Origin of the sequence: Desulfurivibrio modestus (assembly GCF_044068625.1) — a bacterium.
Classification (GTDB): domain Bacteria; phylum Desulfobacterota; class Desulfobulbia; order Desulfobulbales; family Desulfurivibrionaceae; genus Desulfurivibrio.
In genome coordinates this window covers 26,528-52,300 of sequence record NZ_JBIPKH010000002.1, presented here as the reverse complement: position 1 = coordinate 52,300, position 25,773 = coordinate 26,528, and the positions used below count along the sequence as shown (strand labels likewise).

The window sequence follows — 25,773 nt, the reverse complement described above, 5'->3', positions numbered from 1 at the left end:
CCTCAGCAATTGAATGATTACCGTTAACAAGATAGCCTGGAGCAAAGTTAGCATTTAGCGGCCGAAAAAAACAGGAATAATTTTCAAGTTAAGTTAAATAATCGCCGGGCGTTGGCGGTGGTGGCGGCGGTTAACTCCGCAAGGGAACACCCCTTCAATTCGGCAATTTTGGCGGCTATAAAAGTAAGAAAGGCTGGTTCGTTACGCTTGCCCCGATGGGGCACCGGGGCCAGGAAAGGACCGTCGGTTTCCAGCAGGAGGCGGTCCAGGGGTACCCGGCTCACCGCCTCGCGCAGAGTGGCAGCCGTTTTGAAAGTAATCACCCCGGTGATCGAAATATAAAACCCCATATCGATGACCTGCTCGGCCAGGGCGGCATCCCCGGAAAAGCAGTGCATCACGCCGCCGGCGGGCAAGGGGCCAGCCTCATTGAGGATGGCCAGGGTGTCGGCATGGGCTTCCCGGTCGTGAATGATCAGCGGCAGGCCCAACTCCCGGGCCAACTGGACCTGGGCCGCGAAATGGCGCCGTTGCAAGGGGGCCGGTGAATACTCCTTGGCGTAGTCCAGACCGATCTCGCCATAGGCCACCACCGGCGGAGACGAGGCCAATGCCCGCAACCGCCGGTAATCACCCTCCACCAGTTCATTGACATGGTGGGGGTGGACCCCGACGGTGGCATGGACTTTCAGGTTGGATTCTTCACCCACAGCCGTTTGGGCCAGGGCCACCGCCTGGCGGGAGGTGGGCAGATCAATCCCCACGGTGATGATCTCCACCACCCCGGCCTCTTCGGCCCGGGCCAGCATGGCGGCGTAATCGTCCTGATAATCGGGAAAATCCAGGTGACAGTGGGTATCGATCAGCGGGAAAAAAGAGGAACTGGCTGACTGCGGGGGGGCGGGCCTGGTTTGGGCGGTCACGGTTTGCTCCTTCGGGCGGCGGGTTTAAACGGGGAGAAATTTCTACCAGATTTGCAGCGATCTGGCAATCTCCCCGTGGCCGCTTATCTCCGCCAACCCAACAATACAGGCCCGTTTAACCGCAGCGCAGCCGGCGGCCAACCATCAGGTCAGGATGGGGTCACCCGCCTTGGCCTCGCCACCCTCAATCACCCGGGCGAACAGGCCCTCCCGGGGCATGATGCAGTCGCCGGTGGCCTTTTTGATGGCACAACCGGCATTGTGGCACTCCTTGCCGATCTGGGTGATCTCCAGAATCACCTGCTCCCCAATCCGCAGCCGATCCCCCACCTTCAAGGCCGTCAGATCGATTCCCCGGGTGATGATATTCTCGGCGAAGGCGCCGTTTTTAAGGGTGGGCAGCACCTTTTTGACGTTGTCGATGGATTCACCGGCCAAAAGAGAGACCTGGCGGTGCCACTCACCGGCATGGGCGTCGCTCTCCAGCCCCCATTCCCGTTTCAGGGTAACCCTGGCCTGCTCACGCTTGACAATCCCCTTTTTTTCGCTGGTGCAAACCGCTTCCACATATGCCATCGTCGTTCTCCTCAAGAGCAATTAATTGGCTTCAACCGTTGAACACAAGACTGGGAGAGCAAGTTCAACCGCCGATTGCTGCCATGGACGGTTCAGATTTTCGGGCGGAAAAACGCTCCGCCTCGTGGCCATTGACAAAGCGTTTACTTACGCTGGCGACAATGGCCCGCTTGATCTCGTCATCGTCGGCGCCGCTCCGCAACATCTGTTTCAGATCAAGGGTCCCGTCGTCGTAGAGGCAGGTTTTAAGAATTCCGGCCGGGGTTATTCGCACCTTGTTGCAACTTTTGCAGAACAGGCGGGAGTAGCCCTGGATCACCCCCAGCCGGCCCTGGTGATCCGGCAGGGCGAAGAGGCGGGCAGTGGTGGGCGCCTGGCCAGGCGGAATTTCGGTCAGATCGGGAAAAATTCTATTCAGTCGAACAATCAGATCGCCATCACCCAAACCCGCCGATCCCGCCGTGCCGGAAAAAGGCATTCTTTCGATAAAACGAAGAGTAACCGGTTGGCTCTCCGTCAGTGCCACCAGGCGGACAATCTCTTCATCGGTGGTGTCTTCAAGAACCACGCTGTTGATCTTAAAGGGAATGGCCCGGGCAATGAGGCCCTGCAGGGTTTCCAGGACCGGATCGAGGAAATCCCGCCGGGTAATCCGCTGGAATCTTGCCCCATCCAGGGTATCGAGGCTTAAATTGACCCCACTGACCCCCATTGCGGCCAGCTCATCGAGATAGCGGGCGGTTTTAACCCCGTTGGTGGTGATATGGAGGAACTTCAGGCCAGCAATTCGGCGAATTCTGTTCAGAAAGGGTACGCAGCCCCGCCGGGAGAAGGGTTCACCACCGGTCACCCTCACCTTCTCCACTCCCAGATCACAAAAAATCTCCACCAGGCGCTGGAGTTCCTCCAGGGTCAGGATCTGATCATGGGGTATGAAGGGCACCCCTTTGGCGGGGCGACAGTAACGGCAACGGAGATTGCAACGGTCGGTGATGGCCAGCCGCAGGTAGTTGATGCGGCGGCCATGGTCATCGATCAGGGACGCGGGAGGCATGGTCGCGGCAACCGGGCCGGACACTTGCAGAATATGAGGTGCGGACATGCTTTCTCCTTTCCAAACAAGGGAGGCGGGGCCGTTTCCAACCGCGCCCTATCGGCCGCGAACCTTACCGCAAGAAAACGGCTTAGGCTCTCAGGCTCGGAGACTTTTATAATTCAGATATGTTACGCGGTTTTATCCTCGATCTGCTCGGGTTCACGCAAACCTTTTTTAAAGGAGGAGATCCCCTTGCCCAGACCGGCTCCCAGCTCGGGCAACTTTTTGCCCCCGAAAACCAGGAAGGCAATAACCAGTATCACCATCAGCTCCGTCATCCCCAGACCAAACATATCGCTTCCTCCTTCCAGTTGCCGCGGTTAGGCCGCGGTTCCGTGGTCACAACCCACCTCGCTTTGGGCCAAAGGGGTAACCGCCTCATAAAAAGGGGCGATCTCCCGGATAAAGGACTCCAGAGATTCGGCCAAAGCAAGGTAAAAACCACTATTCGTACCTTTTTTCACTTTAACACAAAAAGCCGGGACCCAGGAACTTAAATAATCACGGAAAAATTCCGCCTGGTCGGCGACCAGCCGCAGCACCCGATCCGGCTCTCCGTTTGCCCAGGCCTCCGCCTCACCAAGACAGAGGTAATGCATGAACTCCAGCTCCAGGGCGATGTGATCGGGAGCTTCCATCACTTCCAGCTCAAGCCCGCTTTCCCGGTACCGTTTTCGCACCGCCACGGTGGTGTCACCCATCAACCTGCCGCCCTGCTCCAGATAGACCGAACCATAGGGCGGGGCAAGTAGCTCAAACGGACCGACAAAAAGCCGGGCGTACTCCACCAGCAACTCCTCCTGACCCGTGGCCTGCAGGGCCTTTTTCATGGCCAGGGTGGAGATCGCCGAATCTTCGCAGCCAAAGGCCGACAACAACGAGGCCAGGTTGTCGCACAAGCGCTCCTCCAGAAACAGCTCCCGATCCGGCTCATAAAAGCAGGCGGCGAGTAACTTGAAGCAATCGGCCCGCTGCATTTTCATCTCCCTGACTTTGGTCATGGTGCAAATATCCCGGTATTAAAATATGGCCAGGGTGGACACCCCGAGGCGCCCACCCCGCCGCTGTGGATCAGGAGCGAACGCTGTACTCCCGAATGTAAAAGACATTGGGTTTGGTCCCGGCCTCCGGTTTGAGCACGCTAGGCTTATACTTCTTGATCAGCCGGGCCACCTCACTGCTGGGGTCGGAGATATCACCGAAGGCGCGGGCCTGGGAAGGGCAAGCCTCCACACAGTTGGGGGGCTGGCCTTTCTTGACCCGATGCTCGCAGAAGATGCACTTTTCGGTGATACCGCCCCGGCGCACATCCTGATAATCGGGATGGCTGTACGCCGTCCGATGGGGCGGGACACTGCCGACCTTGGCGGCCAATTCGGCTCCGGAGGTGGTGATGCCGGGGACCAACTCGCTCTTGTCGGCAAAGATCGGCTGATAGGGCGAGCCGGCCTTATTGTAGGAGATCACGCTGTAAGCTTCACTGTTGGCCGGCACCTCCATTTGGGAGTAGGGGCAGGCCTGCTGGCAAAGGCGGCAGCCGATGCAGCGCTCATCGTTATGCATGGTGATCCCCTCGGGGGTCTTGAACATCGCCTTGGGGGTCACCGGGCAGGCGTCCACACAGGGGGCATTGGTGCAGTGATTACAAAGCACCGGCCGCATGGTGTACTTGGTGTTGGGAAAGGTTCCCTTTACTTCCGGCTGGTAATCAGCCCAGTTATGGGTCTGACCGTTGTTGTACGAAGCGGTGTTGTTGCCGGTTTTGCAGGCCAGGGCGCAGGCCCCGCAGCCCGTGCATTTCTGCAGATCTATAACCATCGCGTATTGCGTCATCGCTTATTCCTCCTTAGGTCCCAAAAGTATGTTAACCCGGTAATCGAGGGTTAGGCCCGCTCGATTTTGACACCGACAAAACCGCTGTTACGGGCGGTGGCGCCGCTCAGACGGTCATAATCGTCGGGCATGATCTCGTTGAAGTTGGCTCCCCGGGGGGTCTTGCCATGCTCGATGGTCGCCACCCGGCCATAGGCCCAATGGCCCTGGCCGTAACATTTGGCAACGGTCCCCGGTTGAACCCCTTCCCACAGGCGGGCCCTTACCTTCAGACTGCCGACGGTCGAACTGACCTTGACCATCTCCCCATCCTTGATCCCCAGCTTTTTGGCGTCGGCGGGATTGATCTGGATCACATCTTCATGGTTGAGATCACCAGGATCGCACTTCTTGAACCCCAGGTACCAGGGCAGGTTACCGCTGCGCCCTTCTCGGTTGAGGCGGGACTTCATGTCGATCAGGTCGAAAGGATAGCTCTTGGAATCGCCATGGCGGATAACCGATTCGTAGTGGGGCACAAAGGCCTTCTCCCCCCGAGCCTCGTAATTGGTCACTTCCAGCACCCGGTCAACCGAGACATTATGGTTGGCGGCATGGGTGTTAAGGGCTTTCTTGAGGGTTTCGCTGTAGAATTCAAACTTTTTGGTCTCGGTGGGGAACCCATCGGCCCACTTCTTACCGAAGGTGAAACGGGGGCTGTTGACCACACCCCGCTCGACAAACTCCTGCCAGCCCTGGGGACGGTCCCCCGGGTAATCCTTATTCTGGGCCGGATCCCAGGCTTTGTGGGACCTGATCTTGGTGGCGTACAGGGCGAATTCTTCACCATTGCTGGGGGCCTTGCCGGTTTCCGGGTCCTTGAAGCTCTTGAGCCAATCCAGCACGTTGGGGAAACCCTTGGCGGCCAGTTTTTCCCCCAGCAACCAGACAAATTCGGTCTCCGCCCCCTTGACTTCGAACATCCGCTCGATCAGCGGTTGCTGGATGGAGGTGTGGCCGTAAAGATTGGCCTTGCTGCGCACCACCGCCCAGTGCTCGCTGTGATGGAGAGCCGCGGGCAGCACGATATCGGCAAACTGGCTCATCTCGGAAGACATAGGGACCAGGTGCACGAAGAAGGGAAGCTTGGCCAGCGCCTTGTCCCAACGCCCCCCCTCGGTGCCGGAAAAGTTGAAATTGCAGAAATAGCCAATGGCCAGCTTGATCTCGTAGGGGTCCTCGGCCAGGATGGCGTTGGCCACGTTGTTGGTCACCACCCCACCCCCGGGCTTGCCGCTGGCCATGGCCGGAAACATGAGGGTGCCGCGCTGGTCGATCTTCTTGCTTTTAGCCCCCTCCTTGGCCAGATCATCCTGGAAGGCGTCGATCTTGGGATAGCCACTGGAAACCCCGCCCATGCCGGTACAGAGGCCTCCCTCGCTGTCGATGGCGCCCACCAGGCCGTTGAGGGCATGGATGGCCATGACCGCGTAGGTGCCCCGGGGCTGCATGTTGGGCCCGTACCAGATGGCGCACTGGGGAGCGGCCTTGGCGAATCCCCGGGCCACCTCGGTGATCTGTTTTTGATCGATGCCGGTGATCTTGGCGGCCCAGGCCGGAGTCCGGTCCTTCAACTCGATATTCCACCACTTGACCAGGCCATTGGTGATCTTTTCGTCAAAGCTACCTTCATCCACGTTTTTGCCGGCCTTGAAGAGGTTTTTGCCATCCTTGAAATCTCCGCAGAACTCCTTGTTCCAGAGGCCTTCGGTAAGGATCACGTGGGCCATGGCCACCGCCAGGGCGCTGTCGGTCTGGGGTTTGAGCGGCAGCCAGTGATGGGCCTTGGCGGCGGTGTTGCTCATCCGGGGGTCGATGGCCACCATGGTGCCGTTTTCCAGCAGGTTGTTGAACTTGGTGATGGCATTGGGAATCTGGCGGTTGGAGGAGACCGGATCGCAGGCCCAGACAATAAGATACTTCATCTTGTCCAGGTCATAATCCCGATAACCCCAGAATCCTTCGGTATAGAAGGAGCCCATCTTCTCCACTTCGGCGCAGATGGCGCTGTGGGAGATATTGTTGGGGGAACCGATCATCTTGGTGAGATCGCTGTAAAGGATGGCATTGTGATCGGAGTAACGGCCGCGCATCAACAGATACTTGTTAGTCTCCTTGTTTTTACGCAGCTCGATGACCTTATCGGCGATGGTATCCATCGCCTCGTCCCAGCTGATGGGCACGAATTTGGGATCCACCCCCCGCCCCTTGACCGGGTTGGTCCGCTTCATCGGGGTCTTGATCCGGTCCGGATCATAAATCTGCTGAATAATCAGATGACCGCGAACACAACAGTAACCGCTATTGGCCTTGCTGAACTGATTGCCCCGAACCTTGGTGGCCCGACCGTTCTGGACAAAAATTTCGATGGGACACCAGGTGGTACAGCCCTGGCAGGTGGATGCCATCCATTTGCCGGGATCTTCCCCGCCAATCTCCCTGCCCTTTGCCTGGGCGAAGGCATTGAGAGCCGAACCTTTGTTCAACGCGACCGCCGTGCCGGCGGCGGCACTCAGTTTCAGGAAATCCCGCCTCTTGATTCTCATCATATCCTCCTCTGGTTAGTAATTTTCCCGATCATTGACTTGTCCCCATCCCCAATCCCCAATACCGAGCAATTAACTTTACGGTTTTCTCAACTCACTCCACATAGCATCAAACGTGCCAGGGTTTGTTTCTGGTGACTAATGTACCGTGCGCAAAAGCTGCTCATGCGAACTTAGTCAACTGATTTGACAACGATTTATGCTGTTATGAAAAGGTTGCCAAAGCGAGAGTCACGGGATTTCCTGATGGGCCAGGAGGAAGGAGCGAGGCGAGGTTGTTACGACAAAGTAACGGTCGGCGGAGCCGACAAACAAAGAGATAGCACGGAAGAACAGCTGGTTGCCGGGAGTTTCACATCTTCAATCCATCCCGACAGGCCAAAGAGTCGCGAGTTTAAAACGGAACATACTGTATTAAGGCGAAAAATCCAAGAAAGGCCCGGTCGGCTGTTACCATAAGGTAACGGCGAGCGGTTTTAGGTCGAGAAAACTCGATCGTCCAATTAATTTTGCGGAAAACTTAAACTTTCAGTTTGTGCGAATTAATTTTTTCCCACAGGGTTTTGCGGCTGATCCCAAGCAGATCGGCGGCCTTGGAGCGGTTGCCGGAAGTGATCCGCAGAATTTTTTCAATATGGGCGCGTTCCGCCTCTCCGACCACCTCGGCCAGGGGCAGCAAGGCACTCTGCCGGCCCATATCTCCCCGGATGTGGGCCGGTAGATCGGCCCGGCCGATGATCTCGGTTTCGGTAAGGGCGATACAACGCTCGACTATATTCTGCAGCTCCCGAACATTGCCGGGAAAGCTGTAACGCATCAGGGCCTCGATGGCTTGGGGATCAAAACTCCTGGTCGTACCGAAACGGTCATTGCACCGCTTGGCGAACTTTTCCACCAGCAGGGGAATATCCTCCGATCTTTTGCGCAGGGGCGGCATCTCCACCGGAATTACGTTGAGCCGGTAAAAAAGGTCCTCCCGAAATCTTCCCTGCCGGACCTCTTCAGCCAACTCCTTGTTGGTGGCCGCCAGAACCCTGACGTCGACCTTAAGGGTATTGGCCCCACCCCCGAGCCGCTCCAGGGTCCGCTCTTCGATCACCCGCAAAATCTTGGTCTGGGTAAGCAGGGGCAGATCGCCTATCTCGTCAAGAAAAATGGTCCCACCATCGGCCAGTTCAAAACGGCCCAGCTTGCGGACTTCCGCCCCGGTAAAGGCCCCCTTTTCATGGCCGAACAACTCAGCCTCGATCAAGGTATCCGGCAGGGCGGCACAGTTGACCCTGACCAGCGGCTTGTCTTTTCGGTCGCTCTGATAATGGATGCTGGAGGCCACCAACTCCTTGCCGGTACCCGACTCGCCGGTGATCAGAACCGTGGAATCGGTGCGGGCCACCCGGGCCAGCAGGGAAAAAACCTTGTGCATCGCCGAACTCTCTCCAATCATGTTGGGGAACGGGCAGTAGCAGGAGGAGAGTTCTTTCCTGAGCCGAACATTGGTCGCGGCAGCATCCTGATGATCCAACGCTCTTTTTACCACCAGAAGCATCGCTTCCAGGGAAAAAGGTTTGGTGATATAGTTGTAGGCCCCCAGCCGCATGGCCTTAACGGCATCCTCAATGGTGCCGAAAGCGGTCATGACGATCACGCTGCTGTTGTCGCCCCGCTCCATTATCCGCTGGAGAATCTCGATGCCGTTACCGTCGGGCAACCTGACATCGGTGATCACCAGGGAGAAGGCGCCCTCTCCCAGGGCCGCCAACGCTTCGGCGCAGGTCGGGACCGCCAGCACCGTGTAGCCTTCGGCGGTGAGGGCATCGGCCAGGCTGATACGCACGATCTTCTCGTCTTCCACAACAATAATACTATGCTTCATCTTCGTTTATGCCTCAGGAATGGAAATGATCAAGGTGGTCCCGGCCCCCGGGGCGCTTTCGATTCTGATTTTTCCCTTATATTTTTTGACCAGCTCGCTGGTCATCCACAAACCCAAACCGGTCCCTTGATCCCCTTTGGTGGTGTAAAACAGGTCGAATATTTTCTCTTGTTCGGCGACGGGGATCCCGACCCCGCTGTCCTTAATCTCCATGAGATAGAGATCTTCCCGTTTTTGGATCGTAAGCTCAAGGGTTCCGCCATTGGGCATGGATTGAACCGCATTCACCAGGGAATTATGCAGAATCTCCTGCAGATCATGGGTGGGAATCGGTAGGACCAGGGCGGGGTCAACCTGGGAGTGATAGCTTATTGCCGAATCCTTCATCCGATAATCAAGCAGCCGCATGATCCGGGCCAGGAGATCCGCCACCGGAACTTCCCTCTCATGGCTGCCCTTTTTGCCGGCCGTCCGCAAAAGCTGTTCCACCGTCTCCTGGATGCTCTCCAGACCTTCCCGGAGCAAGTCGATATATTTTTGCCGGAACGAGGGGTCATGGCCCTGCCTCTCCATCATCCACAGACAATTGAACAGCCCCCCCAACGGGTTGTTGATCCGGTGGGCGACGCGATAGGAGAGAATTCCCAGGGTCGCCAGTTTTTCCGACTGGAGCAGCTTTTCATGGGCTCTCTTCTTGGCCAGGTTGGTTTCCCGAATCCGATCGATCATATTGTTGAAGCTGTGGCCGAGCAAGGCCAGCTCATCACTGCCCCGCACCTCGACCTTGCGGTCCGGCAGCTCACTGTCGATCTCCTGCATGGCCTGGGCCAGGGTGGTGATCGGCAGGATAAATTTCCGATTGAGCATGATAATAAGACCCAGGCCGGCCAGCAGGGCCAGCACCAGGACGGCCACGATCTGGGCGGTCAACAGCCGGGTTGCCAGCTGGATATCCGCCAGGGAAACGGCAAACATAAAGACCCCCCAGCGCTTGCCGCCGATGGACAAGGGCGCGGCAAATTCCAGCACCTCATGCCTTGCCTCCTGATCCCGGGTCCGGTGGACCACCACCTCCTCTCCCATCCCGGCCTCATGGGCAATGGCGCTGCCCATGGTGGTGCCGTAATAGGAGAAGTCGCTGTGGGAAATGACCCGGTTGTTTTCGTCAAGCACCGCCACATAGAGAAAATCCAGATCCTTCCGGCCATAGATCTCCCGAACATAGTTATCGATCAACCCGCCCTCCTCGATCAGGCCGAGTTTTTCATAAATCAGTTCATTGATGATCAATGCCGCCACGGTTTGGGCTAAAATTCGCCCCTGCTTCTCCACGGCGGCGTGCAGGAGATGATGACTGCGCAGGGCCGCCAGGGAGCCCAGGGAGAGGGTCAACAGCCCGATCCCCAGAAAGGTGATCAATAAAAACTTCTGCTGGAGCGAAAGTCCGTAAAAAGGGCGCGGCATGGCTAGAAATCGACCTTGGGGTGACAGCCGATCCCACAGGTAACCGGCACATCGTTGATCATCTTGCGCACCCCGCTGTAGTCCACGTCCGAGGCCGCCACAAAACCGCCCCGCAAATCGGGATCCATTTTTTCCAGAATCCAGCGCCCATCGGGATCGTCATTCATCTGCAGCAACACTTCCTGGACTTTTTTGACCACGGTATAAGGCGCCTGGGGAGAAACCACCACCGGGCCGGTGGGAATGGGATCCGAGACCGCGACAATCTTCAAGCCGTAGGGGGCGTATTTCTCCGCCACCTGCCGCCGCACGGCACCGGCATCATACTCCCCGCTCAGCACCTTCTTGACCACGGTATCGTGGTAGTTGAAGTTTTCATAAGTCTTGAGTTCCTGGAGATGGATATTCTCCCAGGCCAGCATGTAGCGGGGGAACAGGTTACCGGAAGTGGACCAGAGGGAAGAGAAGGCAAAACTGCTTCCGGCCAGTTGGGCCAGCTCATTGATACCGCTTTCCGGGCCGACCACGATAACACTCTGAAAAATCGGTTCTTTGTCGCTGTTCATACTCTTAGCGATGGGCAACGCCCCAAAACGGGAATGGGCGTCGAGGTAGGTTAACGGCCCCAGCAGCGCCAGATGGAACTCCCCCCGCCCCAGTCCGTTGACCACCTCCTGGTAGGAATTTTTCAACACCAGCTCAAATTGAGCCCCGCTCTTCATCCCCAGATAGTCAAGAAAGGGTTGGTATTTTTCGTAGGCAATCCGGGGATTGTCCCAAGGAATGACCCCAAACTTTACCGACCGCTCATCGAGCTCATCAATTCTGGAGCGGGGCGAGGCGAAGAAGACAATATCCTTATCTTCCACAAAATTCTTCATCCCACGAATCAAATCATAATCGGCATCGGCGGCGGGGGCGAACCGGTCGATCCGCATGGCGGCAAGAATCTCCTTGCCCCTGGGATCTTCATGCATCTTAAGCAACGTCTGGCGCATCTTTTCTTTCAAATAAAGGGGTAAACCCGGGGGCACGACCACCGGCGGCATGCCGAATTCGGGCGAACGGTGCACAACCTTCACCTCCGCCGCGTATGGTGAGCCGGTGGCGATCATGTAATCCAAAACCAGTACATCGACCGAGGCCCCGTCGGCCTTCTTCTTGGCCACCATCTCCACCGACTTATTATGGCTGTAACTAAAGAAAAAACGGTCGAAAAAGGTCTCGGCCCTTTCCCCGCGCTGGGCCAGCCAGTATAAGGGGTAAAGTCTGCCGCTGTTGGACTTGGGATCGACAAAGGCGAAAGAGCGATCTTTTAGCTCCTCAAAACTGGTAATCGGGCTGTCGCGATGGGTGATGATTACCGACTGGTAGTAGCTCCTGCCGTCAACAATGGGGGCCACCAAAAGTTCGACCCCGAATTTCTCCCGGTTCAAGATGTAGGAGGCGGAGCAGATAAACGCCACATCCACGCTTTTTTCCTCCAGCATCCGGTCGATCTCATCGTAGGTGGTGCGATGAACCATCTCCCCCGGCAGCTCAAGCTTTTGGGCCAGATAGTCGATGATCTCCTGATAGTACCTGACCACGCTCACCGGGGTCACCATGGAGGCCACCCCGACCCGAAGGTTTTCCGCTCGGCCATCGACGGCGGTCAACGCCATAATGGCGATGGGCAATAACAGGTAACGCAGCAGGGTCTTTTTAAAGAAATATGTCGAGCAGGCCATAATGTTGAGATCCTTGTTTATTATTTTACTGTCAGCCCCATAACAATCTATTTAATCTTGCAAATAACCGGCCAAATAAAAAAAGAGCCCTTTTTCAAAGTGTTAGCGGCATAGAGACATATCCGCCTCCACGGACTGTTACCAAAGCGTAACAGTATAATTCCCCGGCGCGGCGATGGCGAGATCAAAAGAGCAGGATCCGCCGGTTCACCGCCGACCCTTTTGATTGACACCTTGGGAACCGCCGACTAATATCGTCGTTAATTTACCGGGTGTGCCCGCCTTGCCCGGGCAGCGGCAAAAGCGGCAAAAACCGGCCAAAGATGCTTAATTCAGCAAAGTTCCCGCCAGACTTATGACAAACCCCGTGTTGGATGCAATTTATTGTCGGCGCAGTGTGCGCGAATTCACCCCGGAAGAGGTGGATTTGGAGCAGTTGCAGGAGATTGTCCGGGCCGGAATCTGGGCCCCCTCCGGGCTCAACAATCAACCCTGGCGTTTTGTGCTGATCTCCAACCCCCAGATTCGGGAACAGCTGGCCGAACAGACCAGCTACCGGAAAGTGGTGCTGGCCGCTCCGGCCCTGATTGCCGTCTTCCTTGATCAGGAAGCAATGTATGACCAGCTCAAGGACCATCAGGCCGCCGGGGCCTGTATCCAGAACATGCTGCTGGCCGCCGAAGCCCTGGGCCTGGGGGCGGTCTGGCTGGGACAGATCCTGAAAAACAAGGAGCAGGTCCGACAGATTCTGGCGCTTGATGAACGGATGGATTTGATGGCGGTGATCGCCCTGGGTCATCCCGCCCCCCGCCAGCGCCGGTCCCAACGTAAAGCCCTGGATGAATTTATCCTTAAAACCATTTAAACCGTACCAGAGGAGGTTGCCCCCATGTTCCGACAGCTTAGAGGTATCACTTGCCGTTGCCGCCACCTGCCCTTCCTGCTCCTGCTGCTGGCCGCCTTGTTGCTGGCCGGTTGCGCCCAGATGGGCAGTTTCAACAGCGAGGCCAGAAACGAACTGCCGGAAGAGAAGATTCCGCCCCAACCGTACCATCCCGCCGAATTCCGCGACCTGTTGATTCCCAGCGAGCTGGACTGGGTACGGGACAAGAGCATGGTGGTTAAAACCGATTCCTTTGCCGGCGGAGTGCTCTACTTTACCGGTCGGGTGGAGGTCAACTCCCTCACCGATTACTTCATCACATCCATGCGCAACAGCGGCTGGAAGCTGGTTGGGTCGGTTAAATACAAGGATGTCCTGATGGCCTTCAACAAGCCTTACAAAACCTCAACCATCGTCATCAGCGAAGCAGAAATGGGCCGCCGGGCCAATGTCAGCATCTACATCACCGAGGAGATCGTAAAAGAGAAGGGAAGCCAGCCTGAAGCCGCCACCCCGCAACCCAGGCCCTTCTCCTTCTGAGGTTTAACGTGTCATCTCTGCTCACCGACAAACGGATCCTGCTGGGGATCAGCGGCGGCATCGCCGCCTACAAGACGGCGGACTGGACCAGAAATCTGCGCCGGGAGGGGGCTGAGGTCAGGGTGATGATGAGCCGGGCAGCCGAGCGCTTCATCACCCCCTTGACCATGGCCGCCCTTTCCGGCCACAAGGTCCACAGCGATATCTTCGCGGCCGACGACGCCGAACGGATTCCCCACATCAGCCTGGGTCGCGAATGCGATCTGGTCCTGCTGGCGCCCGCCACCGCCAACACCATCGCCCGGCTGGCCCACGGCCTGGCCGATGGTCTGTTGACCGCGGTGGTGCTGGCCGCCAAGGCCAAAGTGCTGATCTGTCCGGCAATGAACAGCACCATGTATCAACACCCGGCCACCAGAGCCAACCTGGAACGGCTGGTCCAGTTCGGTTACACGGTCATCCCGCCCGAATGCGGTGAAATGGCCTGCGGCGATCAGGGGCCGGGGCGCCTGGTCGAATGGGAGACGGTACGCCAGGAGATCATCACCGCCCTGACCCCCCAGGACCTGCAAGGCAAAAAGGTGCTGGTCACCGCCGGCCCCACCTGGGAGGCCCTGGACCCGGTGCGTCTGTTGACCAGCCGGGCCAGCGGCAAGATGGGCTACGCCCTGGCCACGGCGGCTAAAAGGCGCGGGGCCGAGGTAACCCTGGTCAGCGGCCCGGGCAACATCGCCAACCCCACCGGTGTTGAAGTGATCCCGGTGATCTCAGCCGGCCAGATGCACGAGGCCGTGCTGAGCCGGGCGGAAAGGATGGATGTGATCATCAAGGCTGCGGCGGTTTCCGACTATCGGCCGGCCCATTATGATCCCCACAAAATCAAAAAGGATGCCAGTGACGCCGCCTTGCCTCTGGCCGCCAATCCTGATATCCTGCGGGAATTGGGGGAGAGGAAGAAAGGGGCCCGGTGCTTTCCCCTGCTGGTCGGTTTCGCGGCCGAGAGCTACAACCATCTTGAAGAGGGGCAGCGCAAGCTGCGGGCCAAGAACCTGGACCTGATCGCCATCAACGATATCAGCGCCGATGACGCCGGTTTCGCTGTGGATAACAACCGGGTCACCCTGGTGGACCGCAACGGAGCCGTGGAGGAGTTGCCGCTCTTAAGCAAGGAGGAGGTTGCCCACCGGATCCTCAATGCCATCCTGAGACTCAACTGAATCAACCCGTGGGGAACAAGGAGGAGAAAATGAGCACCATCCGAATCAAGGGCATGACCTGTGCCCATTGCGTGGCCTCGGTAACCAAGGCTCTCAGCGATATCAGCGGAATCAGCAATGTCCACGTTTCCTTGAGCGAGGGGGTGGCCAGCTTCGAATCGAACAGGGAGGTGCCGCTGGAGACGATCCGCGAGGCGATCCACAAAATCGGCTTCGAGGTGGAATGACCGTTTTCCCCCGCTAGTCGGCCTGATCCCCGAAGATTGCCGTCAGCAGTTGCCGATTCTCCTGGCAGTCGCGGGTCACCACCATGGTATCGACACTGCAGGCATTGAGGGCCTCGTTTACTGATACCGTGCCTTCGGCGGAGTCCTTGCGGCCGGTGAAGGGCAGGATATCCGGCCCCCGCCGGCATTTGCTGTTGACATTGACCCGGCACACCAGGTTGAGCAGCGGCCGAACCAGCCGGGCGATCCTCTCCTGCTCCCGCCCGAAGATACTCACCTGCTGCCCGAAGCGGGAGTGGCGGAGATAAGCCAGGGTATCCTCCTCCCCCCGAAAAAAGCTCACCGGCACCAGCGGCCCGAACTGCTCCTCATGATAGAGCCGCATCTCCGGACCCACCGGATAAACCACCGCCGGGGTCATAAAGGTCCGGCAAACCCGCCCCCCTCCCCGATTAACCACCTTGGCGCCCTTGGCCAGGGCATCCTCCAGTAACTGAACCAGATAATCGACTCGAGCCGGCTCCGGCAGCGGGGTGATCCGCACCCCGGGCTGCCAGGGCATCCCCCCGGGCAGCTCCTCCACCGCCCTGACCAGTTTTTCCAGAAAGGTGGGGCCGATTTCCTCCTCCACCAAAAGCATTTTAAGGGCGGTACAGCGCTGGCCGTTAAACCCCAGGGCGCCCAGCACCGTCTCGGCCACCGCGTTCTCCAGATCGGCGTCGGCCAGCACGATTGCCGCGTTCTTGGCCTCCAGACCCAGCAGGCAACGCAAACGCCGAGGCTGGGGGTGCTGGCGGCGCAACAGATCAGCCACCCGGCCGGAACCGATGAAGGCCAGCAGATCGATCTTGCCGCTGCGCATCAGGGGCAACAGCACCTCCTCCCCTTCCCCGTAAAGAATATTGATCACCCCGGGCGGCAACAGCTCCTTTAAGGCGGGCAGCAGCAGCCCGTGGAGCAGCACCCCCAACCGGGGCGGCTTGTAGATCACCGTATTGCCCATCAAGAGAGCGGGAATCAGGATGGTGAAGGTTTCGTAGAAGGGGTTGTTGCTGGGCCCCAGACAGAGGGCGACCCCCAAGGGCGCCCGGCTGCCGCGCACCAGAACCCCCCGGCAAGCGACCGGCTCGGCCACCCCCTCTTCCCGCTGGCGCATGGCGGCCAATGTGGCCTCCAGGTAATCCAGGGTACGGCTAAACTCCATCTCCGCTTCGGCTTGGGCTTTGCCGATCTCCCAGACCAGCAGCCTCACCACCTTGGCCTGCTGGGCCCGCATCCGATCAGCCAGCAATTGCAGGCGAGCCATCCGCTCGCAAGGCGACATCTGCGGCCACTGGCCCAGGCCGCCATCGTAGGCCTCCAGGGCGGCCTCCAGGGCGGCGGCGGCTTCGGCCTCGCCCATCAGGGGATAACTGCCCAGCCGCACGGGGCGCAGTCCCGCCTCCCCCGGTTCCGCAGCCGCCAGGTAAATGGGGGAGAAAACCTCCCGCACCGGCCCGCTCCAGGTCAGCAGCCGGCCGCCGCAAAGGTAGACGCGCTGCTCGCTGGCTTCCGGAACCGGGCAGGTAGCGGGCACTTGGTCAGGGGTGGGGAAAATTGTCGCCAAAGAGGGGTTGTTATCGATCATGGTCCCATTATCATTACATGCCAGAAAACGCTTAGGGCGCAGAGCCCCGGAGAATAACGCGCCTGAATAGGTTTGACAATGCGATTTCCGCAAAGCTGTTGCTTTGTCCGGGACGGCTGACTATTCTCTGGCTGGCAGGTTACCACCACCGGAGGGAGAAACATGGAGAATTTTGAACAACTGCTGGAAAAATCCACCGCCGTGCATGGGCATATCTGTGCCGGCCAGGTGATTGGAGTACGACTGGCCATGATCGGCCTGCGCGAGATCGGTATCGACGACCCCCGCGGCGGCCAGCGCAAGGATTTTTATGTGCTGGTGGAGATCGATCGCTGCGCCACCGACGCCATCCAGAGCGTCACCGGCTGCACCCTGGGCAAACGCTCCCTCAAGTGGCTGGACTATGGGATCATGGCAGCCACCTTCGTCAACCTCAAAACCGGCCGGGCGGTGCGGGTGACCGCCCGGGAAGAGGCCCGGGAACAAGCCGCTAAATATTGTCCCGAGATCAGCGACCGGGCCAAACAGCAGCTTGAGGCCTACCGCCTTATGCCCGAAGAGGAGTTGTTTGCCGTTCAGCCGGTGAGAGTCGAGGTCCCCCAGGAGGACCTGCCGGGCAAACCCCTGCGGCGGGTCCAATGCCAAAGCTGCGGAGACTGGGTGCAGGATTGCCGGGAAGTAAGCGGCCAAAAGGGAGAGACCCTCTGCCGTCCCTGCGCCCACGGCCGCTATTATCAAGTTATCTAATTGCCTGCAACGAGGGATAGATCATGGCAAAAAGTGTTCCGGTGGCCGAGGCGGTGGGCATGGTGCTGCCCCACGATATTACCGAAATCCGAGCCGGCGAGTTCAAGGGGCGGGCCTTCAAGAAGGGACATGTTATCCGGCCGGAGGATATCGACCACCTGCGCCGACTGGGCAAGGAGCATATCTTTGTCCTGGAGTTGAGCGAAAACGACATCCACGAAAACGAAGCGGCCCAGCTGCTGGCGGCGGCCCTGGCCGGACCGGGCGTGGCGGCGGAGGGTGAACCGGTGGAGGGCAAAATCGCCCTGCTGGCCGCCCACCCCGGGGTGCTGCGAGTGGAACGGGAGGCCCTCTACCGCTTCAACCTGCTGGGAGAGGTGATGTGCGCCACCCTCCACGGCGACACCCTGGTGGCCCAGGGGGAGCAGGTGGCCGCCACCCGGTTGATCCCGTTGACCACCCGGCGCGACATCGTGGACCAGGCGGTGGCCATCGCCCAAGAGTGTGGCGGAATCGTCCGGATCGAGCCGCTCCGGGCCGCCCGGGCCGGATTGGTGATCACCGGCAACGAGGTTTATCACGGCCGAATCAAGGACGCCTTTGAACCGGTGCTGCGGGAGAAGCTGACCGCCATCGGCTCCCGGGTGGTCAGAGTGGTCAAGGCCCCCGACGACACCGGCATGATCGCCGCCGCCATCGGGGAATGCCTGGCCGCCGGCGCCGACCTGATCGTGACCAGCGGCGGCATGTCGGTGGACCCCGACGACGTCACCCGCGGCGGCATCGCCCAGGCCGGAGCCGGCGAACTGGTTTACGGCACCCCGGTTTTACCCGGAGCCATGTTCCTGGTGGGCTATCTGCCGGGGGATTCGGGCCAGCAGATCCCGGTGCTGGGCCTGCCGGCCTGTGGGATGTTTCATCGGATTACCGTCTTTGACCTGATCCTGCCCCGGGTGCTGGCCGGAGAGAAGATCAGCCGGGAGACCATGGCCGCCTTGGGTCACGGCGGTCTTTGCCGCAACTGCAAAAAATGCACCTATCCCGTCTGCCCCTTCGGCAAATAGATTGCGGGGCGGCATGCTTTGAGAAAGTCGGCTCTTTCACCTGCTTCCCTGGGGGCACCGGGTAAAAAGATCCCCCAGCCCAACCGGCCCGCCAGCAAAAAAGAGATCTTCGGTTGGGCGATGTTCGACTTCGCCAACCAGGCCTATACCCTGCTGATCATCACGGTGATTTTCGGTGATCTTTTCACCAGAATCATCGTCGGTGACCAGGAGAGCGGGTACCGACTGGGCAACTTCCTCTGGAGCCTGGGGCTGGCCGTCAGCTACCTGCTGGTGGTCATGACCGGACCGATTTTCGGGGCGATCATGGATTTCAGCGCCACCCGCAAACGTTTTCTCCTGGCCAGTTACCTGCTCACCGTTGTTGCCACCTCCCTGCTTTATTTTGTGGCGCCGGGTTATATTTTTCTCGGCCTGCTGCTGCTGGTGGTCTCCAACTACGCCTACGCCATCGGCGAGTCCTTCATCGCCAGTTTCCTGCCCGACCTCGGGCGCCCCGAGGATCTGGGCAAGATCTCCGGATTTGGCTGGGCCTTGGGTTACGTGGGGGGCCTGGTGGCAACCGCCTTCGCCATCCTCCTGCTGGGGGAAGTAAGCGCGGAAAACTTCTCCCGAATCCGCTGGGTCGGCCCCTTCGCCGGCCTCTTTTTCCTGGTGGCGGCGCTCCCCACCTTTCTCTGGCTTAAGGAGCGGGGCCGGCCCCGGCGCCTGAAAGAGCCGGGCCATTACCTGCTCCTGGGCCTGCGTCGGACCAAGCGAACCTTTACCGGCCTGCACGCTTTTCCCGATCTGTTCCTGCTGCTCTTTTCCACCTTTTTCGCCATGTGCGGCATCTACATCATCATCTCCTTCACCTTTATCTACGGGGCCCAGGTGATCGGCTGGGATGAGCCGGTTCGCATCCTGATGTTCGTGGTGGTCCAGATCACCGCCTGTCTGGGCGCCCTGGCCTTCGGCTTTCTGCAGGACCGGGTGGGCGCCAAGCCGATCTACGCCCTGACCCTCATCCTCTGGATGGCGGCCATCATCCTGATCTACCTGGCCCCGGCCATGGCCATTTGGGCCCAACGCCATTTCGGCCCGGCCTGGCAGGCCCAGTACATCTTTCTGGTGGTGGGGGTGCTGGCCGGCACCTGTCTCGGCTCGACCCAGTCGGCGGGTCGGGCCCTGGTCGGGCTCTTTGCCCCCCGGAACAAGGCGGCGGAACTGTTCGGCTTCTGGGGCTTGTTCAGCAAGGCCGCGGCCATCGTCGGCCTGCTGGGAATCGGCCTGCTCCAGATCGCTTTCGGCCTGCAGGTCTCCATCCTCTTTTGCGCCCTGCTCTTCGGCCTGGCCCTGGTGCTGGCCCTCTATGTCGATGAGCAGCGGGGGCGGAGAGCGGCCAGACCTGGGGTGTGACCAGCCTCTAAATCAAGGGCGCCCTTTGACCATGGCGGTGAGCAGCCGCACCATCTCCTGCATATGCTCGGCCTGGCCGCTCAGCTCTTCGGCGGCGGCGGCGGACTCCTCGGCGGTGGCGGCGTTCTTCTGGGTCACCGTATCCATCTCGGTAACCCCCAGGTTGATCTGCTGCACCCCGCTGGCCTGCTCCCGGGAAGCGGCCGCGATCTCCCCCATCAAACCGGCAATCTTGCCGACGCTTTCAGCGACCTGATTGAAGGAACTTTCGGTGGAGCCCACCAGGCCGGAACCGGCATTAACCTTGGTCACCGTCCCCTCGATCAGGCCGGCGGTACTGTTGGCCGCCTCCGAGGCCCGCATGGCCAGGTTACGCACCTCGTCGGCCACCACCGCGAACCCGGCTCCGGCCTCACCGGCCCGGGCCGCCTCCACCGCCGCATTCAAGGCCAACAGGTTGGTCTGGAAGGCGATCTCGTCGATGGTCTTGATGATCTTGCTGGTCTCCTCACTGGCCCGGGAGATCTCCCCCATGGATTTGGTCAACTGTTTCATCGAACTGTTGGCGGTCTCGATCACCTGCCGGGCCTCGCTGACCAGGGTATCGGCCTGGCTGACATTGTCGGCATTCTGCCGGGTCATCGAGGAGATCTGCTCCAGGGAGGCGGAGGTCTCTTCAATGGCCGCGGCCTGACTACCGGTACCATCGGCCAGGGAGTTGCTGGCCGAGGCAACCTGCTGGGCCGCCGCCGCCACCTGGCTGGACCCCTCGGTGAGCTGACCGGAGATATTTTCCAGGGAACGGACCAGGGTCAGGGCAAAGAAACGGGCCAGCAACAGCAGCAGAGTTATGACCACCAACGCCGTCACCACCCCGACGATCAAAGAGTAACGGGCGACGGCCATGCTCTCCTCGGCCAGATCGATCACCCCGGCGGCCAGCCGATTTTCCACCTCTTTCATCAGGTTGATCTTGGCGGTAATGGTATCAAACCAAAGGGTCGCCTCAATCCCGAAACCTCCGGTCTGGTAACGCTCCAGGGCCACCTGCTCCATGGCCGCCACTCGCTCCACCGCGGGGGCCCGCATCTTTTCCTGGTAGAAATTAAGGGAGGGCTGATCGGCAAAGGCCGCGAAGTTGCCCAGAAACACCTGGCGAGCGGAGAGCAACTCGGCAAACCGCCGGAACATATTTTCCCCAAAGCGGTCCTGGGCAAAGGTGTTGCTCAGCACGGCCCGGGTTATCCCCATCCGCTCCTTGGCTTCGACAAAGTTGTAGTAGGCGGTCAGGGCTCGCATGATCTCCTGGTTGGGGCTGTTACCGGCGATCATTGGAATGGTGGTGAGAAATTCGTTGATTGCGGCCGTGTAGAAAGCGATCGCCTCCGGACCGGCAATATTGAACCCGTCCACCTGCTGCCGGATGACGCCGATCCGTTCAATCCCGCCGAGGGCCCCCCGCAGTTTGTTCCCCAGTTCCCGGGACGACTCTCGACGAAGGGTGGCGGAGCCGGCGACAAATTCCTGCAGCTCCTTGATGGCCCGATCGGTGGCGCTGCGCTGGCCGGGCAGGCGATCGGCAAACTGTCCTCCCCGGCTCCCCAGAAATCCCGCGGTCATCCCCCGCTCCAGCTGGCCCTGATGGGCAACCTCGGCGGTCAATCCGGCGACCAGGGCCAACTCCCGCACCGTCCCGGCCTGATCCAGCAGACGATAGCGATCCAGACCGTTAACCAGCAGAACTGCCACCAGAAAAGCCACCGGAATAAAGACCAGCAACTGCAACATCCTCGAGACCCTGAGATTTCTGATGTATTCCATATAGTTCAGACCTCCGATGTTAAATAATTCGTGAAAAATTCCTCACCAGCTGCTGCCACGCCGTCAGAGAGATATTAAATTGTTGACGGAATGTAAAGGGATAATTGACAATTGGATACCATTACTGTGAGCAGGCAGTGCTCCAGCAGGCAACCGTGAAAGATCACTTTCAGACTGAACCCCTTCTCTGGTATGTTGCAAAACATGAATTCGTTACCGGTCCCAGACCAAAAACTGAACAAATGGCTGCTGCAGATCCGCCGCCATCTCCATCGTCATCCTGAGCTCAGCGGCGAGGAGCACCAAACCTGCCGCTACATCATAAGCAAGCTCCAGGAGCTGGGAATCGCTTCACGCCGGGTCCACCAAACCGGGGTGTTGGCCGCCATCGGCGATCCGGCGGCAACCGGCAGCGATGTGGCCCTGCGGGCCGATCTGGATGCCCTGCCCATCGAGGAAGAAACCGGGCTGGCCTTCGCCTCCCGGGTTCCCGGGGTGATGCACGCCTGCGGCCATGACGGCCATGTCGCCATGCTGCTGGGGGCGGCGGCCCTGCTGCGAAACCGGCGGCCGCTGCCGGGCCGGGTGGTGCTGATCTTCCAACCCGCCGAAGAGGGAGAGGGCGGCGCCGAAGGGATGATCGCCGCCGGCGCCCTCACCGGGGTCAAAGCGATCTTCGCCGGCCATATCGACCGCCATCTGGCCACCGGTCAAATCGCGGTCCAGGCCGGAACCATCTGCGCCTCCACCGATGAATTTACTATTGTGGTGCGGGGCCGGGGCGGACACGCGGCCAAACCCCATGAGACCACGGACAGCATCGTGATCGCCGCCAGTCTGGCGGTTAATCTGCAAAGCCTGGTGGCCCGCAACTGTGATCCGGTCCAACCGGCGGTACTGACCATCGGCCAGATCCAGGGGGGCACGGCAGCCAATGTGATCGCCGAGGAGACCCGGCTGACCGGGACCATCCGGGCCATCCTGCCCCAGACTCGCCAGACCCTGCTTGCCGGTCTGCGCCGGATGGTCAAGGCGGCGGCCCTGGCCCATGGGGCAACCGTAGATCTAAGCATCACAGAGGGCTGCCCGCCTCTGCACAACGATCCCGTGGCCAGCGATCTGGCCCGGCGGGTGGCCGAGGAACTGCTGGGCCGGGAGCAGGTTCCCGGCTTGCCTTCCCCCAGTCTGGGGGGAGAGGATTTCGCCCGTTACCTCCAGCAGGTTCCCGGCTGCATGGTCCGTTTCGGGGCCGGCAAAAAAAGGGGTCCCAAGGGCCCGGCCCACAGCTCCCGCTTCGATTTCGACGAGAAGGTGCTGCCCATCGGGGCCAGGTTTCTGGCCCAAACCGCTCTCACCGCCACAGAGGAACTGTAAAGACTATGACCCTTGATCCCTGCCCGCCGCCCCCCGGCCTGGACTGCTGCCACCGGCCCGACGATCCCGCCAGCCGCTGCGAAGTATTCATCAATATCAGCCAGCGGTTCATCGGTCTGCTGGGTAACGAGGCCAGCGCCGCCACCCGCAACGACACCAGCCGGGAATACCCCTTCGTGGCCATGGACAGCCGCCAGGTCTTCCGGCAACTGACCCTGGCCCGCCGCCACCTGAAGATGGACGCCTATCCCCCGCCGGCCCTGCTGGACGTGGGCTGCGGAATCGGCAACGTGATGCTGCTGGCCGAGCAACTGGGTTTCGATGTCCACGGAATCGAGAAGGACCGCCGTCCCTACGAGATCGCCTGCCGACTTTTCGATCGCCAAAGGGTCAGGGACGCCGACATCTGGAACTATGAAAAATATCAGGATTTCGAGGTGATTTACTATTTTCGGCCCTTTGCCGACCGGGAGCTGCAACTGCGCTTTGAAAAAATGATCGAGGAAAAGCTGCAACCGGGGGGAATCCTGATCGCCAACCACAAGAACAGCGAGGCGATCAGCGCCGATCCCCGCTTCCGGCGGCTGGATCCCGAGTTGCCGGTTTGGCGGAAAGCGGCACCGGCTTAATGAAATTATTCCGCAGGGCCCGCATGCCGGTAACCGGATTGGTGGTGGTTCTGCTCATCAGGGCCGCGTCGGAGACTCCCTGATCAAAGGCTTGGCGCAGTAGTGGTGAACGATTGCCAAAACCGTGCACCAGATAAACGCAATCGGGCCTGATGGCGTCGGTCACGTGCAAGCGCACCGGTTTCAGCGAACTCAAACCATCTTGATTTTCCAGTAAAACCAGCTCGCCATTGCTCAACCCCAGCTCGCCGGCGGCCCGATCGTTCAGCCACAACTCATTTTCCGCTTGCTCCCCCATCAGTCGCCGGTTGTTCTGGGTGCTGCTGTTGGTATGCAGGGGGGAGCGGCCATAGAGCAGCCGAAAATACCCCGGAGGGGCGGCCGGGGGCGAAGTAAACTCCGGCAGGGCCGGCTGGCCGGCCTCGGCCAGATCGCGGGAGACCAACTCGATCTTGCCGCTGATGGTGGGAAAACGGAACTCTTCTTCGTCCGGGGCCGCCAGCTCCGCCACCACCTGCCAGGCCCCGCCCTGGCGCAATTCATTGAGGCCGAACGGCAGATCGACCAGGTCCTGCTCCAAGCGGGTGGCGACCTCGGGCAACCGGAGGCCCCGACCCCGCCCCAGCCGGATACTCAACTCCCGCACGATCCAATAGGGGTCACGGGCCTCGAAGGCCGGCTCCAGCGCCGGAAAACCGACGGTGACCAGCGGCGGTTCCGCGTCGGCCCGGAATTCGACCCGGCCATGCCGCTCCAGAAAGGTGGCTTCCGGCAGGATGATATCGGCATGGAGGGCGGCCTCACTGGGCAACAGGTCACAGGTAAAGATGAAATCGGGCTTCTGCCAGGCCAGGGCGGTGCGGTAGGGGTTGGGATAGCCGTGGAAGGGATTCTGCCCCCAACAGCCCAAAAACCTGATCCTCTCCTGCTCCATAGCTTGGAGAATAACGGCGGAACGGTCACCGCCCCGCCCCTGCAAAGCCCGGCCCAAACCCTCACGCCCCCTGGCGTAAAGGGATGGCGCGGCGGGCGGGCCCGGCTGGGCCAGCGGCAGCAGCAGGCCGCCGGGACGGCCCACCGCCCCCAGCAGGGCGCTGAGGATCGCCTGGGCCCGCAGGCGCTGGACATCATCGCCATACCAGTTGCTGTGGCGCCCGGGATGGATAATCACCGCCGGGGCGCTTGCCGCCAGCAACAGGGCGCTTTTCTCGATACTCTCCTCACTCAGCCCGGTCAGCTCCGCCACCCGCTCCAGGGGATAGGCGGCGGCCAGTTGTCGCATCTCCGCCAACCCTTCAACCCGGTTGGCGACAAACTCCCGATCATGGAGTCCCCGCTCCAGCAGGAAATTGCACCAACCCAGCAGCAGGGCCAGATCACTGCCGGGGCGCAGCATCAAGTGCTGATCGGCCCGGGCGGCGATCACGCTGCGACGGGGATCGGCGACGATCAGGCTGGCGCCCCGATCCCGGGCGGCCAGCAGCCGGCTGAACTCGGGCAGCATCAGGTTTTCCCCCTGGTGGCAACCAAGCAGGACCAGGCAGCGAGTGTTCCGATAGTCAAGACGAGGAGGCGCTCCGGGGGAGAAACCCAGGGTGGAGATATAGGCCGCTTCCCGATTGCAGTGGCAGTTTTCGTAGTGGGAATCGTTGATATGGGGGACGGCGAACTCGGCAAACAGCTCCCGGATGTAGTGGGAGGAGGGGCCGGCGGCAAACAGGGCCAGGGCCGCGGGTCCGGAATGGCGCAGGGCCTCCTCCATCTTCATGGCCACGGTATCGATGGCCTCAGCCCAACTGATCCGTTGCCAACGCCCGCTGCCCCGGGGGCCTGTCCGTTTCATGGGATACTTGAGCCGGTCGGGATCGTAAAGCAGATCGATGGCGGCCTGGCCCCGGGCGCAGATCCGGGAACCGTTGAGGGGATTGCCTGCGGTGCCCGCCAGCTCTACCACTCGCCCCTCCCGCACCGTGGCGGTGATCAGGCAATGGGCCGGGCAGATCCCGCAAACCGTCGCTACCTGCCGCTGTCCGGAGGCAGACAATTGCCCCACCCCGGGCACCTCAGCCCCGGCCGTCAGGCCGGTAAGGGGCAGGGCAGCGGCGGCCAGGCCGGCGGTTTTAAGGAACGAACGACGGCTGCAACGATGATCATCGGACATAACCG

At 60.2% G+C, this 25,773-nt stretch carries 22 protein-coding genes and 1 riboswitch; of the genes, 9 read left to right on the top strand and 13 right to left on the bottom strand.

Features of this window, described 5'->3' with window-relative positions; genetic code table 11:
• Positions 1–83 precede the first annotated feature (83 nt).
• The 10 genes from ACHHRT_RS01880 to phnD form a co-directional block, all read right to left on the bottom strand.
• Positions 84–923 (bottom strand): TatD family hydrolase, encoded by an 840-nt coding sequence (locus tag ACHHRT_RS01880; RefSeq protein ID WP_395497126.1) that lies wholly within the window; start codon positions 921–923, stop codon positions 84–86.
• 144 nt (positions 924–1,067) lie between these two features.
• Complete coding sequence (locus ACHHRT_RS01875) at positions 1,068–1,499, bottom strand: MOSC domain-containing protein (RefSeq protein ID WP_395497123.1); 432 nt, start codon at positions 1,497–1,499, stop codon at positions 1,068–1,070.
• Positions 1,500–1,563: 64 nt separating this feature from the next.
• The gene (moaA, locus tag ACHHRT_RS01870) at positions 1,564–2,601 is read right to left on the bottom strand and encodes a GTP 3',8-cyclase MoaA (RefSeq protein WP_395497121.1); all 1,038 of its coding nucleotides are present in this window, start codon (positions 2,599–2,601) and stop codon (positions 1,564–1,566) included.
• Positions 2,592–2,715: riboswitch (molybdenum cofactor riboswitch) on the bottom strand. Its footprint overlaps the gene before it by 10 nt.
• 8 nt (positions 2,716–2,723) lie before the next feature.
• Positions 2,724–2,888 (bottom strand): twin-arginine translocase TatA/TatE family subunit, encoded by a 165-nt coding sequence (locus ACHHRT_RS01865; protein WP_395497119.1) that lies wholly within the window; start codon positions 2,886–2,888, stop codon positions 2,724–2,726.
• 27 nt (positions 2,889–2,915) lie between these two features.
• Positions 2,916–3,596 carry a TorD/DmsD family molecular chaperone gene (locus ACHHRT_RS01860; RefSeq protein ID WP_395497117.1) on the bottom strand — a complete coding sequence of 227 codons (681 nt, stop codon included), beginning with the start codon at positions 3,594–3,596 and terminating at the stop codon, positions 2,916–2,918.
• A gap of 70 nt (positions 3,597–3,666) precedes the next feature.
• Positions 3,667–4,428 (bottom strand): 4Fe-4S dicluster domain-containing protein, encoded by a 762-nt coding sequence (locus ACHHRT_RS01855; protein ID WP_395497115.1) that lies wholly within the window; start codon positions 4,426–4,428, stop codon positions 3,667–3,669.
• A gap of 50 nt (positions 4,429–4,478) precedes the next feature.
• Positions 4,479–7,013 (bottom strand): molybdopterin-dependent oxidoreductase, encoded by a 2,535-nt coding sequence (locus ACHHRT_RS01850; protein ID WP_395497113.1) that lies wholly within the window; start codon positions 7,011–7,013, stop codon positions 4,479–4,481.
• 520 nt (positions 7,014–7,533) lie between these two features.
• Positions 7,534–8,886 (bottom strand): sigma-54-dependent transcriptional regulator, encoded by a 1,353-nt coding sequence (locus tag ACHHRT_RS01845; protein ID WP_395497110.1) that lies wholly within the window; start codon positions 8,884–8,886, stop codon positions 7,534–7,536.
• 6 nt (positions 8,887–8,892) lie between these two features.
• On the bottom strand, positions 8,893–10,350 hold the full coding sequence (locus ACHHRT_RS01840) for a sensor histidine kinase (protein WP_395497108.1): 1,458 nt from the start codon (positions 10,348–10,350) through the stop codon (positions 8,893–8,895).
• Between the two features lie 2 nt (positions 10,351–10,352).
• A complete protein-coding gene (gene phnD, locus ACHHRT_RS01835; RefSeq protein ID WP_395497106.1) occupies positions 10,353–12,080 on the bottom strand; it encodes a phosphate/phosphite/phosphonate ABC transporter substrate-binding protein in 1,728 nt (575 codons plus the stop codon).
• 355 nt (positions 12,081–12,435) lie between these two features.
• Here phnD and ACHHRT_RS01830 point away from each other — a divergent pair, with 355 nt between their 5' ends.
• Genes ACHHRT_RS01830 through ACHHRT_RS01815 form a run of 4 tightly spaced genes read left to right on the top strand, consistent with a single transcriptional unit; the run spans position 12,436 to position 14,947 of the window.
• Complete coding sequence (locus ACHHRT_RS01830; protein WP_395497104.1) at positions 12,436–12,945, top strand: nitroreductase family protein; 510 nt, start codon at positions 12,436–12,438, stop codon at positions 12,943–12,945.
• 24 nt (positions 12,946–12,969) lie between these two features.
• Entirely contained in the window at positions 12,970–13,503 is a 534-nt protein-coding gene (locus tag ACHHRT_RS01825) for a hypothetical protein (RefSeq protein ID WP_395497102.1), read from the top strand.
• Between the two features lie 8 nt (positions 13,504–13,511).
• The gene (gene coaBC / locus ACHHRT_RS01820; protein ID WP_395497100.1) at positions 13,512–14,720 is read left to right on the top strand and encodes a bifunctional phosphopantothenoylcysteine decarboxylase/phosphopantothenate--cysteine ligase CoaBC; all 1,209 of its coding nucleotides are present in this window, start codon (positions 13,512–13,514) and stop codon (positions 14,718–14,720) included.
• A 29-nt stretch (positions 14,721–14,749) separates the two neighbouring features.
• Positions 14,750–14,947, top strand: coding sequence for a heavy-metal-associated domain-containing protein (locus ACHHRT_RS01815; RefSeq protein ID WP_395497098.1), 198 nt, complete (start codon positions 14,750–14,752; stop codon positions 14,945–14,947).
• A 13-nt stretch (positions 14,948–14,960) separates the two neighbouring features.
• Here the strand turns inward: ACHHRT_RS01815 and ACHHRT_RS01810 are convergent, their stop codons facing one another.
• A complete protein-coding gene (locus ACHHRT_RS01810) occupies positions 14,961–16,574 on the bottom strand; it encodes an aldehyde dehydrogenase family protein (RefSeq protein ID WP_395497096.1) in 1,614 nt (537 codons plus the stop codon).
• Positions 16,575–16,736: 162 nt separating this feature from the next.
• On the opposite strand from ACHHRT_RS01810, the gene ACHHRT_RS01805 reads away from it, so the two are divergent.
• From ACHHRT_RS01805 to ACHHRT_RS01795, 3 genes are all read left to right on the top strand, one after another.
• Positions 16,737–17,321 (top strand): FmdE family protein, encoded by a 585-nt coding sequence (locus tag ACHHRT_RS01805; RefSeq protein ID WP_395497094.1) that lies wholly within the window; start codon positions 16,737–16,739, stop codon positions 17,319–17,321.
• A gap of 23 nt (positions 17,322–17,344) precedes the next feature.
• Positions 17,345–18,385 (top strand): molybdopterin-binding protein, encoded by a 1,041-nt coding sequence (locus ACHHRT_RS01800; RefSeq protein WP_395497092.1) that lies wholly within the window; start codon positions 17,345–17,347, stop codon positions 18,383–18,385.
• Between the two features lie 120 nt (positions 18,386–18,505).
• Positions 18,506–19,783: an MFS transporter gene (locus ACHHRT_RS01795; RefSeq protein WP_395497470.1), complete on the top strand. Its 1,278-nt coding sequence runs from the start codon at positions 18,506–18,508 to the stop codon at positions 19,781–19,783.
• 12 nt (positions 19,784–19,795) lie between these two features.
• Here the strand turns inward: ACHHRT_RS01795 and ACHHRT_RS01790 are convergent, their stop codons facing one another.
• Positions 19,796–21,571, bottom strand: coding sequence for a methyl-accepting chemotaxis protein (locus ACHHRT_RS01790; protein ID WP_395497090.1), 1,776 nt, complete (start codon positions 21,569–21,571; stop codon positions 19,796–19,798).
• A 237-nt stretch (positions 21,572–21,808) separates the two neighbouring features.
• Between ACHHRT_RS01790 and ACHHRT_RS01785 the strand changes: the two genes are divergently transcribed.
• Entirely contained in the window at positions 21,809–22,978 is a 1,170-nt protein-coding gene (locus ACHHRT_RS01785) for a M20 metallopeptidase family protein (protein ID WP_395497088.1), read from the top strand.
• A gap of 5 nt (positions 22,979–22,983) precedes the next feature.
• On the top strand, positions 22,984–23,607 hold the full coding sequence (locus tag ACHHRT_RS01780) for a class I SAM-dependent methyltransferase (RefSeq protein ID WP_395497086.1): 624 nt from the start codon (positions 22,984–22,986) through the stop codon (positions 23,605–23,607).
• Here ACHHRT_RS01780 and ACHHRT_RS01775 read toward each other — a convergent pair.
• Positions 23,537–25,768, bottom strand: coding sequence for a molybdopterin-containing oxidoreductase family protein (locus ACHHRT_RS01775; protein ID WP_395497084.1), 2,232 nt, complete (start codon positions 25,766–25,768; stop codon positions 23,537–23,539). The genes ACHHRT_RS01780 and ACHHRT_RS01775 overlap by 71 nt on opposite strands.
• Positions 25,769–25,773: the final 5 nt, after the last annotated feature.

Coding starts and splice junctions, on each gene's coding strand:
- ACHHRT_RS01875 (WP_395497123.1), bottom strand. CDS start 1,499: ATGGCATATGTGGAAGCGGTTTGCACCAGCGAAAAAAAGGGGATTGTC.
- moaA (WP_395497121.1), bottom strand. CDS start 2,601: ATGTCCGCACCTCATATTCTGCAAGTGTCCGGCCCGGTTGCCGCGACC.
- ACHHRT_RS01865 (WP_395497119.1), bottom strand. CDS start 2,888: ATGTTTGGTCTGGGGATGACGGAGCTGATGGTGATACTGGTTATTGCC.
- ACHHRT_RS01860 (WP_395497117.1), bottom strand. CDS start 3,596: ATGACCAAAGTCAGGGAGATGAAAATGCAGCGGGCCGATTGCTTCAAG.
- ACHHRT_RS01855 (WP_395497115.1), bottom strand. CDS start 4,428: ATGACGCAATACGCGATGGTTATAGATCTGCAGAAATGCACGGGCTGC.
- ACHHRT_RS01850 (WP_395497113.1), bottom strand. CDS start 7,013: ATGAGAATCAAGAGGCGGGATTTCCTGAAACTGAGTGCCGCCGCCGGC.
- ACHHRT_RS01845 (WP_395497110.1), bottom strand. CDS start 8,886: ATGAAGCATAGTATTATTGTTGTGGAAGACGAGAAGATCGTGCGTATC.
- ACHHRT_RS01840 (WP_395497108.1), bottom strand. CDS start 10,350: ATGCCGCGCCCTTTTTACGGACTTTCGCTCCAGCAGAAGTTTTTATTG.
- phnD (WP_395497106.1), bottom strand. CDS start 12,080: ATGGCCTGCTCGACATATTTCTTTAAAAAGACCCTGCTGCGTTACCTG.
- ACHHRT_RS01830 (WP_395497104.1), top strand. CDS start 12,436: ATGACAAACCCCGTGTTGGATGCAATTTATTGTCGGCGCAGTGTGCGC.
- ACHHRT_RS01825 (WP_395497102.1), top strand. CDS start 12,970: ATGTTCCGACAGCTTAGAGGTATCACTTGCCGTTGCCGCCACCTGCCC.
- ACHHRT_RS01815 (WP_395497098.1), top strand. CDS start 14,750: ATGAGCACCATCCGAATCAAGGGCATGACCTGTGCCCATTGCGTGGCC.
- ACHHRT_RS01810 (WP_395497096.1), bottom strand. CDS start 16,574: ATGATCGATAACAACCCCTCTTTGGCGACAATTTTCCCCACCCCTGAC.
- ACHHRT_RS01805 (WP_395497094.1), top strand. CDS start 16,737: ATGGAGAATTTTGAACAACTGCTGGAAAAATCCACCGCCGTGCATGGG.
- ACHHRT_RS01800 (WP_395497092.1), top strand. CDS start 17,345: ATGGCAAAAAGTGTTCCGGTGGCCGAGGCGGTGGGCATGGTGCTGCCC.
- ACHHRT_RS01795 (WP_395497470.1), top strand. CDS start 18,506: ATGTTCGACTTCGCCAACCAGGCCTATACCCTGCTGATCATCACGGTG.
- ACHHRT_RS01790 (WP_395497090.1), bottom strand. CDS start 21,571: ATGTTGCAGTTGCTGGTCTTTATTCCGGTGGCTTTTCTGGTGGCAGTT.
- ACHHRT_RS01785 (WP_395497088.1), top strand. CDS start 21,809: ATGAATTCGTTACCGGTCCCAGACCAAAAACTGAACAAATGGCTGCTG.
- ACHHRT_RS01780 (WP_395497086.1), top strand. CDS start 22,984: ATGACCCTTGATCCCTGCCCGCCGCCCCCCGGCCTGGACTGCTGCCAC.
- ACHHRT_RS01775 (WP_395497084.1), bottom strand. CDS start 25,768: ATGTCCGATGATCATCGTTGCAGCCGTCGTTCGTTCCTTAAAACCGCC.